The following is a 12,236-nucleotide window of genomic DNA, read 5'->3' on the forward strand; positions in this document are numbered from 1 at the left end:
TTTAATGCTTGCCCAAAATTCTTACAACCAATCCCTTAAAGTCATGCCGATCAAAATCACGGAAGTCGGTCCGAGAGACGGGCTACAGAACGAATCCCTACCCGTTTCCACCCAGGATAAACTTACCTTCATACATAAATTGGAAGAGTCCGGTCTTAGAAATATCGAGGCCACTTCTTTCGTTAAAAAGGAAGCGATTCCGCAACTCTTCGACGCTAAAGAACTTTCGGCGTCCTTAAACTTGAACAGAAAAACGAATTTTAGCGCTCTCACACCGAATTTGAAAGGATACCAGGCCGCAAAAGAAGCCGGCTATAAAGAAGTCGCAGTTTTTACCGCGGCCTCCGAAAGTTTTACGAAACGAAACATCAATCGTACGATCGCGGAATCCATAGAAGGCTTTTCGGAAATTTTTAGAGAAGCGAATAAAGACGGGATTCGAGTACGAGGGTATGTTTCCACCGTGATAGATTGTCCGTACGAGGGAAAAATCGATCCTAAAAAAGTCTTAGAGGTTGCTAAGATATTATTGGACCAAGGAGCTTACGAAATCTCTCTGGGAGAGACGATCGGAACTGCGGTCCCTATGGAAGTACAGGCTTTATTGGAGACTATCTTGCGGGAAATTCCTGCGGAAAAATTAGCAGGACATTTTCACGATACGTATGGGATGGCAATTTCGAACGTTCAAAAGTCTTACGATATGGGAATTCGCTCGTTCGATTCTTCGTCGGGAGGATTGGGAGGATGCCCCTACGCAAAAGGCGCTTCCGGAAATTTAGCCACCGAAGATCTATTATATTTCTTTCATAAATCCGGAATTCAAACGGGAATCGATCTGGATAAAGTAATCGAGGCTTCCTCGTTTATGGAAGGAGTGTTGAAACGTAAGCTTGCATCCAGGTCTTATATCGCAACGAAAGCGAAGGCTTCCTCCTAAGACAATGGTAGCCGAAAGTCGGTTGCGGCGAGATTTTCAAAAACTTTACGAGGCTTACACCCGGCCCGAGTTTTTGGACAGCGATCCTCTGTTTCTCTGCTATCTGTACGAGTCTCCCGAAGATAGGGAATTCGTAGGAATCCTTTCCGCTTTATTTGCCTACGGAAACGTCGCTTCCATTCGCGGCTTTCTTTCCCGACTTCTTACGCCGATGGGAGACAAACCGAAATCATATCTACTTTCCGAAGGAACTCGCGTCTGGAAAGGAAAATTAGGTCCATATCGATTCCAAAAAGAATCGGATATATTATTGTTTTTGGAAGGATTACGGATTGCTTATGGAGAAACGAAACGAACCGGATCCTCTTACTTGGAACCCTGGTTTTCACCTACGGAAGGAACCGACTCAAAGCTGGAAAAGAGAATCGCCGGATTTCAATATCGGTTAAGCGAAGTATTATCGGGAATTACCCGCAAATGGAGCACATACGGCCTTAATTTTTTGATCGGCAGCGGCAAGGAAAACTCCGCATATAAACGATATTGCATGTATCTGCGCTGGATGGTAAGACGGGAGGCGCCCGATTTAGGACTATATAAAACGATTCTACCCGACGAACTCGTATTCCCGTTAGATACCCATATCAATCGCCTCGCCGAAATTCTCGGAGCAAGCTCCAGGAAAACGTCCGATTTCAAGAAATCCCGCGAAATCACGAATTTCTTTCTAAAACTTTATCCTGATGATCCGTTACGAATGGACTTTTCCCTATCGCGGTTAGGAATTCTAAGAAAGTGTAAAACGAAATATATTCCCGATTTATGCGAAACCTGTGAAGTCAAAAGTCTATGCAGAATATATGCTGCAAAATGAATTGAGCACCCGCTTGCAGACAATGGCCATATTATATTATCTTTATTCGAACTTTGTCGTTTAGGTTTGGTAAAATTCGTTCAAAAAGGTTCTTTCTTCAACTTACAAGTGGCGGCTATTCCTACGATTCCGTCCATACTAGTCGTTGTTGAAGAATAGAGCATTAGCATATTCGCACAGCTATCAACGGTTTTCTTTTCATATTTCGTAGACATATCGCTAGCGCTTATTCCTAAAATACCTTGGACAACGGCAAGTGAACCGAAGGAAGATTGTAATTTACCTAGATTTGGGTTTACGCTTAAACCGACAATAATTGCAGTATCGATTTGAAGTGTCGCGTCACTAGACGTAACAGTAGGCCCGCCGGTCAAATTAGAAAGAGGTATGCAAGCATAAAAGAAACATAAATTGAATGAAACTAGTAGAATATAAACCCGAACTACCGACATCTTAAAACCCCTAATATTTAATTCGATAGAATCTCATAACGACTCTAAAAAATTTAATCAAAATGATTAATATTTCTTTCCACTGTCAAGTATTATCGGTGGAATCGGGACAATTTATTCACCTTTCACTGATCCCTCAAATGGGATAGAGATGAATTCAGGCTCGCTTCATAAAAATTATAATAACATAAAATACTAATTTATTCGGCAAAACGTAGGCACTTTTCGGAAATTCGCACGCAAAGACGAATCAGGACTCGCTCCTACAAAATTATAAAAATATAAAAATATAAAATGCTAATATCTAAGCGAGACGTAGATATTTTTCCGGAAATTTGGAAGTAAGGTTAGGAACGATCTGGAAGCAGATTGTGGAAAACCGAGTGGTACCGCCACGGGGAATTGAACCCCGGTTACCAGGATGAAAACCTGGTGTCCTAACCACTAGACGATGGCGGCTTTTCGGACTTGTCTTTGGTCCTGAGTCGTCTGGGATTCGAACCCAGGACCACCTCATTAAAAGTGAGGTGCTCTACCAGCTGAGCTAACGACTCGGACCGTTACGGAACACGATATTTTTAGGACCTCGAGAGTCAAATGATTTTCACGGAGTTTTTTCCTCTTCTTTCTAGAGAGCCGAAAACTTTGCATCGCAATGTTGAACGGAAAAGAAATTTCGATCCTCTCCGAATAAATTTATTTGGGCGCCTCCCGTTATCCAACGGGACCGGGCTGCTACGGGTTCGGACAGTCGTCCTCATCCAACGCGGTCATTGCATAACGAAAAATATTGTAAGAATTCCCGCGTTGGACAAGCCCTGCGCATCCCTGGCGCTAGTAAGAAAGAATCCTTTTTTAAAAACCGGAAGCGATCGTATCCTTACGATCCGGTCCTGTAGAAATCAAATCGATTCGAACTCCGATCAATTTTTCCAAAGTTCGAATATAATCCTTACAGGCCGACGGTAATTGATCAAAATCTCCGATACCGGTTATATCGGTCTTCCAACCCGGAAATTCCTCATAAATGACTTTTACGTCTTCAAGTCCTTGGGAAGGAAAGCATTCCAATTTTTTGCCGTTTCTTTCGTAAGCGACTGCGACTGGAATCTTATCGTAGGCCGACAAAACGTCGATCTTCGTCAATGCGATCGAAGTAAGACCGTTAATTCTCACAGCATGCCGTAGAACTTCCGTATCAAACCAGCCGCATCTGCGAGGACGACCCGTCGTAGCTCCGTATTCCGCGCCTAAAGTCCTAAGCTTTTCTCCCGCGTCTCCGAGGAGTTCCGTCGGGAAAGGGCCTTCTCCCACGCGAGTGGTATAAGCTTTTGTGATTCCGATGACGCTTTTCAGATGATGGAAAGCGATTCCGGATCCGATGAAGGCTCCTCCGGTTGTCGGATTAGAACTCGTTACGTACGGATAGGTTCCGAAGTCTACGTCCAATCCGGTACCTTGTGCGCCTTCCAGCAGGATTTTCTTTCCCGCCTTGAGTTGATTTTCCAGGTAGTATGGCGTATTTATAATATTCTTACGAACCTTCGAAAGAAAGAGCTTCAGAGATTCTAAGATTTCCTTCGTGGAAATCTCTTCGATTCCGTACAACTTTCCGATTTCATAATTCTTTTCGTCTACAAGATGTTTCAAACGGGACTCGAAATCGTCCTCCAAAAGGTCTCCAACTCGAAGACCGATTCTCATCATCTTATCCGCGTAACAGATTCCGATTCCTTTCTTAGTGGTTCCGATTTTACGCTCGGGTGAGCAATTATTTTCTCGGGCCGAGTCGATCAAACCGTGAAACGGAAAAAGTAAATGACAGGAATCGCTGAGCAGAAGTTTTTCATAAACCGGAAATCCTTCCGCCTGCAATTTATCGCATTCTTCCACGAAGAATGCAGGATCCAGTACGACGCCGTTACCGATCACGCAAACCGTTTGGTCGTAAATGACCCCCGATGGAACCAAATGAAAAACGTATTTTTTTCCATGGACGACGACGGTATGCCCGGCATTCGCTCCGCCTTGATAGCGTACGATGATATCCGTATCTTTTGATAAATAATCGATTACTTTTGCTTTGCCTTCGTCACCCCATTGGGTTCCGACTACTAATGTTGCGGGCATAGGATTCTTTCCTTATTGTGCGTTCGCTCTGAAGCGGTAATATATGTTTTCAATCGTTTTTTCACACGTTTTCTAGGCTATCCACGTTGATTGCGTAGCCACAGGCATCCTTTTGTATTCCTGAAAAAAGTTCATAGAGATGATCGTACGCGCCACCCGTAACGACCGGTTCCGAATATCCTTCTAAATATCCCTGAAACACGAAGCCCGTATAGTATTCTAAATCCGGAATAAGCGTAAAGTCCAGGCAATACCGAAGATTCGATACGGTTTTTATCGAAGAAAGAATCTCACGGGTTTCCGTCAATATTTCGATGGATTCTGCCGGAAGATCGGAATTCGAGAACAAAGCAACAGGATCCTTGCTTTCCCGAGAGAAACCAAGACAAAGAGTCTCTAAAACAGGTAGAATTTTATCGCCTTTTCTTTTGCGTAAGAAAGATCGAATCTCGGGAAGATTTTTTCTGTATAACAAGAAGGACAACTGTCTTTGCTCCAAAGAAGAAAGGCCGACCGATTCCACTATGGAGCGAAAGAGATTTACGTTTCCAAGAACAATCGTCAAGGGAGAGACGAGAGAAAGAGCGGAAAAAAGTTCCCCTATCTCCTCCAAAAGTTTGAGAATAGCCGAACTTCCGGACCCGCCGAGGTTTTCGGCGCCTATTTGCAGAATCTCTTTTCTAGATCCGCTTGTACGACCGTAGTCCCGAAAAATTTTTCCTTGGTAGAAGATGCGCTGGTTTTCTTTGCGGTGCGCAAAACCGGCCATTCCCTTTACGGCTTGTACGGTCAGATCCACACTAGGCGAAATTTCATTTCCGTCCGAATCTCTGAAGCGATAGAGTGCGCTCGAATCTTCGGCGGAAACGGTAAGAAGAAAGGAAGAAGAGTAATCAAACGAAGGTAAAAAAACTTCCGAGTAGCCGAAACTACGTAATCCGGCGCCGAGCCGATCAAGAAGCTTCCGCCTTTCTAGACTTTCGTCCGGACCAAGAAAGTGAAAGCCGTCCGGAATCCATTTCTTCTCGCTGAACTCGGGAGGATTATGTGTCATCTTATTTTTGCGGAGCCCCAAAATACAGTTCGGGATGACAAGGATAGAATTCAAATCGTTTTTCCCAAAAAATAGAATGACAATTCGAGTTCCGGAAGTAGAAAGTATTCTCCGGAAAACTAGGGCTCCCCCTGGAAACTAATAAAAGGCCAGGATCTATTCCGGAAAAATCCGATCCAAACCTCGATCAACCGTAAATTCAATTATAGAGGCGTCCGTAGTATGGCCGAAAAAGAACAATCCCTAGGCAGATGGCAGAAAGAATTCTTCGAGAATATTCATCTGTTTAAACGATCAGGAATGAGTGAAGAGGAAGCGAAGAAAGTCCTTCAGAAATTTTTATATCTTTCGTCCATTACTCCGATGCCGCCCGCAATGGAAGTATTTAAGGACCCGAATTCATTAGAGCAGGTTGGGGTTTATACCGCACCTGAAAAAAAAGCCCGAGAATTCATGATCGAATTTCTTTCTCCGATTATGAAATTCTTTACGGTGGAGGGAATCGAAAATCTTGCCGCCTTAAAACCGTTAATCGGCAAATATCCGTTAACTCTCATCTCAAATCATTTAAGTCACCTCGATGCTCCGGCGATCTTTCATTTGTTATACCACGCTTCGCCGGAAGGGAGATCAGTAGCGGAGCAATTGGTATTTATCGCAGGCCGATTAGCGTATGAACCCGATTTTACGCGTCTCGGCTTGTATATGTTCGGCACTCTTCTGGTTTGCTCCAAACGGGACATGGCTGATAATCCTAGTCTTTCCGATCTTATGACTAAGATTAATATGAGAGCCTTCCGCAATTCTCAAAAACTACAGAATGAAGGAAAGATCGTAGCGATCTTTCCGGAAGGAACACGCTCTAGGGATGGTCGTCTCATGCCCTTCGTCGATACGGTTTACCATTATGTAGCTAACAAAGTGGTACTTCCGATTTCTTTGGAGAAGACGGACAAGATATTACCCACGACGAGTTTATTATTCAATCAGGTCGCCGGTAAATTGGTAATAGGGAAGCCGGTCCTTGTAGGAGATCTTTCTAGGAAACAAATGGAATCGTTTCCGAAGAATATAGAACATCTACCCTTTCCGGAGCATGGAGACAAAAAACAATTCTTGATCGACAATTTAGCGCTATTGGTCGGCCAAAATCTGAACAAACACCAGCACGGAATTTATCGCAATCTTTACAGCGCGGATTCCCGCGACCAAAACAAGCTGATCAAAATTCCGAAAGAACCCAGGGAAAAGGTCGTCGTTATCGGAAATAGCAGCATGGGTATCGCAATAGCGACCATTATTGCAAATAAAGACGTCCTAGTGCAGGTTTATCATCCGGATACCGCTTACACTTCACAATCGAATGAGGAACGAAGAGATTTAAAGAATTATTCTTTGTACAAGCTTCCGCCGAATCTAACCTTTACTTCCGATCCGGAAGCTTTAAAGGACGCAACCTTGTTTATCCAGGGAACGAATCCTTGGGAAATTCATACGGTATATCCCGAACTCCAACTATACCTTACTAAGAATAAAGCTCCATTCTTTAACGTAGTGAAGGGATTCACAAGTTCGGGCCTGATTTTGGACGATCTTCAACAGGCTTTGGGAATCGAGGACGATCGAATCGGAGTTATTTCCGGGGCTTCCTATCCGGACCAAATTATGGAGAGAAAGATCTCCGGCTTTGAAATTGCTGCGGCCAATGAAACTCTCATTCCACGCGTTCAGAAACTTTTAACGACGGGTTATATTTTTCCAAGGCCTGCCATCGTTCCGACGGATTACAAAGGAGTTCAATTAGGCGGAGCGCTTAAGACGATCTATGCTCTTGTAATGGGAATCGTTGAGGGTTACTTTAATCAGACGTTAGGGGGAAATGTGGATAATTCGTTATTTCACCTTTCGAACCGCTTTTTCAATGAAATGGTAAAGGTCGGAGTTCAAATGGGAGGACAGCCCGAAACATTCCAAGGATTGGCAGGTCTGACCGATTTTATGCTCTCTTGTTTTGGAACCGATGCTAAGGATAGAAAGACGGGATACGATATTGCGAACGGACATCCTTCTGAAAAGATGTCTAACGGCTTTTACGGATTAAAAGTGATGCCGAATTTGATGAAAATCGATCCCGAAGAAGTACCGATTATGTATGCCGCCTACGAAGTCGTGATCAACAAAAAAGACGCACGAAAAGTTGCGGAAATGATGGAAGAAAAGCTTTCTAGAGTTTAACTCCGAACCGATTATTCCGCAGGAGTTTTTCCGTTTACGAATAGGTTAATGAGATCGTTTGCTAGAACTTCGATCTCGGCGGCTTTATCCTTTAAAATCTCGAACGTTTTAGTCACGGCGATCTCTATATCTTCATTAGGGACTCCAAATGTGGAAAGTCCTAATCGTAACGCGGTATTTACCATTCTATTTCTATCGATCGTTCCAACATACAATGCTTCTTCCAACAACGCTTGAAACATTCCTCGAAACGCATGCGTTCTAATTAGATATTCTTCATGATCGAAATCGGGATTATATTTTCCGAATAGCAATGCGTTCCTAGCGGCGCCTCTTTGACCGATCATCTCTAATACGCCATGAGTCCGATAAGCGGCTAAATATGTTTCGGCAATCGACTTCTTCTTATGAATTACGTAAAGCTGAAGTCCTATTTCTAAAGCAAACACGACCGGCGCATCTAATTCCCCCGCTAAACGTTCCGCAGTTTCAGAAGCTTCAGAAAAGACTTCGCTTGCAATGGCAAAAAGTATCTCTTCCTTATTTTTGAAAAAATGATACAGACTTCCGGTAGTGATACCGGCTTCATCAATGATTCTTCGGATAGTCGCCTTTTCGTATCCTTCGGAAACGAAAAGTTTGCGAGAAACCTCTAGGATTTTCGCCCTAACCTTATTAGATTGTTCTACTCTTTTCATGCAGCTGGAAGTAATTCCTTCCTACGATTTACTTTCGACCGCTTGAGAGTTCAAATCTTTTTAATAAGAATTCAATGAATGATGTATTTTGCTTCTATCCATTGAGGAATAGAAAAGCACGTCATAGTTTAACACGGATTTTTCGCAGAATGATCACAATCAAAGAACGGAAAGAATGGCAATACTTCGTTTTCCAACCGGAAGTTTACAAGTTAAACCATAATCGGGGTTAGTCGGTGCGGACCGCACCGACTCGTAATAAATCTACGTAATGCGAAAGATCTACTTCGCTTGAAAAAACCGAGATAATCGGAAATTTAAACGCCTAATTCGTTTAACCAAGCGAGAATACGGTTCGCTACCTTCTCCCAACCGACGTCGAGCATCATATCATGGGTCATATTCGGAAAAATCTCAGCCTGAGTTCGGTAAGATTTTCCGGTGGCTATGACTTGCGAAGGGGAAAAGATCGCATCCTTTTCGGCACCTAACACCAGTATGGGGGTCATAACGCGTTCCGGTTTCGGTAATTCAAAGATCATCATGTCCAAAAAACCGAGAAACGATTCTTCCTGCATATTTTGGAAGTATTTCTGGAGTGCGTTCTTCTTTATCTCGGAAGAAAAAAACGCCTCCTGACATAGATCAGGTGTGGAGACAACGTTATACAGACTCCAAGTAAGAGTCGTCTTTAAAAAAACGAGCGGATGCTTGCGGGCGATCCTCAAAGTGGTCGCTAACACTCCTGTGGGTGGAACAGAAGCTAACAGAACGGCTCCCGGAGTCGAATGCTTCTCCAGGTATTTTTGAACTACGAGACCGCCCATCGAATGTCCGATCAGAATCGGCGGAGTCGCAAGTTTGGATATGACATCCTCAAGATCCGTAACATAGTTTGCAATCCGATGAAAGCGAATTCCCTTCTTACCGTCACTTTCTCCGTGACCTCGTAAATCGAACGCGTTCGCTTCGAAACCTTTTGCGGCAAAATAGGGCAGAAAGAATTCGTCCCAACACCAGGCGCCGTGCCAAGCTCCATGTACAAATACCAAGGGAATTCTATGCTTAGACTTTTTAGTTGGACGACGAACGATTGTGTTAAGATTCATAATACCCCTAGTATCGAAAGAATTTGCCGTAGAAGATTCTCATAAAGCAAGAAAGTCGTCAATCTAAGCGTAGGCGAAGAGCAGAAAAGCTTAGGGTTGCACGAATTCGGATTTGCAATAGTGCCTCTTGCACTTATAATCCGAAAAATCCGGAGGACGCAATTGCTATAGAAATCATGCACAGTTGGAACTCCTACACGAGCGACATCAAAAAAAAGCTTTCTAAAATCGGAGAATTATGGATAAGCACGCTCGAGTACCACCGATCCGGCTACCGCCCGGAAGGGCTACCCGTTCAAATGAGCAAAATGCCGCTGATTCGATCTATATAACTCTCGAAAGACTTCAAAGTTTTTCTGGTAAACGGCCTTATTGGCCGGATTAGGTAACCAACGGTCCTTTACGGAAATTAGATTCGGAATATCTTTAAAGGAAGCAATTTTACCTAATCCAAGCGCCGCAATTGCTGCGGCCCCCGTTGCCCCGGCATTTTGAGGATGCTCAGTCGTTTCAATAATTCTACCCGTTATATCGGCCAGAATCTGACAAACGATCGACGAACGAGCAACGCCTCCTACGAATCGAATCGTTTTAGAAGAAGGAATATTTTTCTCGGACAATTCCAAAATCCATCGTTTATGAAATGCGATTCCTTCAATTACCGCCCGAATGAGTTTTCTTTTTCCGGTATTTAGCCCGATATTAAAGAACATCCCTTTCGCTAAAGGGTCTTCAAACGGACACCGATTCCCGTGCAACCAAGGGGTAAAAATAACTCCATCGCTTCCTGCAGGCGTTTCTTTGATCGATTCTAATAGAAATGCGAATAAACTTTCGTGGACGGCATCGGCGCCTTCAGTCACATTTCTTTTTTCCAAATAAACGTCGATCTCGTCCAAAGCCAAATGATCTTTCACCCATTGCAGACATTTGCCGGAAGTTTCCTGCTCGCCAAAGTAATTATAATGCTCAGGACGAGCGCCTACGATGGACGCGATTCTAGAATTGATGTCCACTTTTCGTTTACGAGTCACTGTAGAAACCCAACCGGAGGTCCCCGAATAAATATGAGTGTCCCCTTCTTCCACCGCCCCTGCGCCGATGCCGATCAACGACGCGTCTCCGCCGCCTCCAAACACCGGAATTCCTTGCTTCAAGCCTAGCTCGGACGCGGCTAACGGAAGCAACTCCCCCACCTTATCTGTGGAAGAAACAATTTCGGGCAAATGTTCGAATCTAACTCCGAACATACGACAAAGACCTTTATGCCAACGTCCTTTGCCCGGACGAGAATCGAATAGAAATGTAGCAAAGGCAGAATCTGCCGTCATCACAGCTTTCCCGGTACTCCGAGCGATTACATATTCTTTGACATCCAACCATTTATGGACTTTCCGAAAAAGTTCGGGCTCCTTGGCCTGGACCCATTTGTATTTCCAGAGTGGATCTTTTACGCTCCCCGCAACGGCGCCGGTGATCTGCAATGAACGTAGGAGTTTGAACGCATTTAAGCCCTCGATCTTAATTCCGGTTTTAATCCCAAGACGCATTTCTTCCTTAGCGCGCTGGTCCATATAACTCATAGCCGGGCGAAGCGGTTTCAGTTGCGTGTCGACTAAAACTAATCCCTGCATCTGAGAGCAGAAAGAGATTCCCGATATTTTTTCCGAATCAAAACCGGTCTCGGAAAACAAGCGACGGGTCGTATCACACATCGCTTTCCACCACTCGTTCGCATCCTGTTCCACTCCCCCGTTCTCCAGAACGGATAATTCATATTCTGCCGAACTAGAATGCAATAGTTTGAGCTTGTCGGAAATTTCAAAGAGGCAAGTTTTCGTACCTGTCGTACCGATATCGTAAGCCAAGATATGAACTAAGGAATCTTCCCTCATCGTTTTCTGGTCCCCTTTAGACATGCTTGGATTTGGTAAGTGAGCACTTACTCATATTAGAATTGTATGCGAAGGAAAGGCAATCATTTTTTATTAAAACTTTCAGCAGCCTTGCGTAACGAAGTCCAATTCGTATCACGTGCCTGGAGAATTTAATGAAACTCAAATCGCTTATAGCTCTCTCAATTTTCGCTCTCACATTTCTCGGCTTTCGGACTCTTATGGCAAAAGATAGCAGGAAGGAAGCGTTTAATAAACGAATCGTTTTAGAATTTTATGAAGCTGCGATTAATCGAAAAGATTATAACCAAGCTGCAAAATTTTTAGGAACTAAATACGTTCAACATAACCAAACTGCGGGCGATGGAAAAGATGGACTTAGGAAATTTCTTACGTTCTTAAAGGAAAAATTTTCGGATTCTCACAGTGAAGTTAAGAGAATTTTCACCGATGGAGATTACGTAATCTTACACGTACATGCAGTTCGAGAACCGGGAACGAAAGGAATTGCGATCGTAGATATATTTCGCGTCGAAGACGGAAAGATCGTGGAACATTGGGACGTTCATGAGGAAATTTCTGCGACTCCGGCCAACCAAAACGGAATGTTTTAGAAGGCTGATACTTTTTCGTTTTTCGATTAAGCTTTCGGTAATCCCTTAAGTAAATTATACTTCACTTATATATCTCTTACATTTTGCTGAAATGGTTTATTGAACCGTACATCAGAATAAGAAGCAACCCATAACAAGCAATGGCCGATTCCTTATCAAAAGTGTAAATTGCTTGGAAGAGGAAAGAAGATACGTAAATAATGTCAAGAATCGAGAAATCGTTGTTCGGAATTCC

General features: G+C 43.6%; 10 protein-coding genes and 2 tRNA genes. 4 read left to right on the top strand and 8 right to left on the bottom strand.

Going from position 1 to position 12,236, the window contains the following annotated elements:
• Positions 1 to 43: 43 nt before the first annotated feature.
• Both LEP1GSC058_RS10355 and LEP1GSC058_RS10360 read left to right on the top strand, forming a co-directional pair.
• Positions 44 to 940: a hydroxymethylglutaryl-CoA lyase gene (locus LEP1GSC058_RS10355; protein ID WP_039948560.1), complete on the top strand. Its 897-nt coding sequence runs from the start codon at positions 44 to 46 to the stop codon at positions 938 to 940.
• A gap of 4 nt (positions 941 to 944) precedes the next feature.
• On the top strand, positions 945 to 1,814 hold the full coding sequence (locus LEP1GSC058_RS10360; protein ID WP_016550135.1) for a TIGR02757 family protein: 870 nt from the start codon (positions 945 to 947) through the stop codon (positions 1,812 to 1,814).
• 80 nt (positions 1,815 to 1,894) lie between these two features.
• Here LEP1GSC058_RS10360 and LEP1GSC058_RS10365 read toward each other — a convergent pair whose 3' ends face one another.
• The 5 genes from LEP1GSC058_RS10365 to LEP1GSC058_RS10385 form a co-directional block, all read right to left on the bottom strand.
• Positions 1,895 to 2,266: a lipoprotein gene (locus LEP1GSC058_RS10365; protein WP_016550065.1), complete on the bottom strand. Its 372-nt coding sequence runs from the start codon at positions 2,264 to 2,266 to the stop codon at positions 1,895 to 1,897.
• Between the two features lie 384 nt (positions 2,267 to 2,650).
• Positions 2,651 to 2,725 (bottom strand) — tRNA-Glu (locus LEP1GSC058_RS10370).
• A 22-nt stretch (positions 2,726 to 2,747) separates the two neighbouring features.
• Positions 2,748 to 2,820, bottom strand: a tRNA-Lys gene (locus tag LEP1GSC058_RS10375).
• 301 nt (positions 2,821 to 3,121) lie between these two features.
• Complete coding sequence (locus LEP1GSC058_RS10380) at positions 3,122 to 4,396, bottom strand: adenylosuccinate synthase (RefSeq protein WP_016549847.1); 1,275 nt, start codon at positions 4,394 to 4,396, stop codon at positions 3,122 to 3,124.
• A gap of 61 nt (positions 4,397 to 4,457) precedes the next feature.
• Positions 4,458 to 5,450, bottom strand: coding sequence for an ATP phosphoribosyltransferase regulatory subunit (locus LEP1GSC058_RS10385; RefSeq protein WP_039948285.1), 993 nt, complete (start codon positions 5,448 to 5,450; stop codon positions 4,458 to 4,460).
• A gap of 222 nt (positions 5,451 to 5,672) precedes the next feature.
• Between LEP1GSC058_RS10385 and LEP1GSC058_RS10390 the strand changes: the two genes are divergently transcribed.
• A complete protein-coding gene (locus LEP1GSC058_RS10390; RefSeq protein WP_016549612.1) occupies positions 5,673 to 7,685 on the top strand; it encodes a 1-acyl-sn-glycerol-3-phosphate acyltransferase in 2,013 nt (670 codons plus the stop codon).
• An 11-nt stretch (positions 7,686 to 7,696) separates the two neighbouring features.
• Here the strand turns inward: LEP1GSC058_RS10390 and LEP1GSC058_RS10395 are convergent, their stop codons facing one another.
• The 3 genes from LEP1GSC058_RS10395 to LEP1GSC058_RS10405 form a co-directional block, all read right to left on the bottom strand.
• Entirely contained in the window at positions 7,697 to 8,383 is a 687-nt protein-coding gene (locus LEP1GSC058_RS10395) for a TetR/AcrR family transcriptional regulator (RefSeq protein ID WP_016550566.1), read from the bottom strand.
• Positions 8,384 to 8,700: 317 nt separating this feature from the next.
• On the bottom strand, positions 8,701 to 9,492 hold the full coding sequence (locus LEP1GSC058_RS10400) for an alpha/beta hydrolase (RefSeq protein ID WP_016549368.1): 792 nt from the start codon (positions 9,490 to 9,492) through the stop codon (positions 8,701 to 8,703).
• A 287-nt stretch (positions 9,493 to 9,779) separates the two neighbouring features.
• Entirely contained in the window at positions 9,780 to 11,387 is a 1,608-nt protein-coding gene (locus LEP1GSC058_RS10405) for a xylulokinase (protein ID WP_016550315.1), read from the bottom strand.
• A 155-nt stretch (positions 11,388 to 11,542) separates the two neighbouring features.
• Here LEP1GSC058_RS10405 and LEP1GSC058_RS10410 point away from each other — a divergent pair, with 155 nt between their 5' ends.
• Positions 11,543 to 12,001 carry a nuclear transport factor 2 family protein gene (locus LEP1GSC058_RS10410; RefSeq protein ID WP_016550356.1) on the top strand — a complete coding sequence of 153 codons (459 nt, stop codon included), beginning with the start codon at positions 11,543 to 11,545 and terminating at the stop codon, positions 11,999 to 12,001.
• Positions 12,002 to 12,236: the final 235 nt, after the last annotated feature.

Origin of the sequence: Leptospira fainei serovar Hurstbridge str. BUT 6, from assembly GCF_000306235.2 — a bacterium.
Lineage (GTDB): Bacteria > Spirochaetota > Leptospiria > Leptospirales > Leptospiraceae > Leptospira_B > Leptospira_B fainei.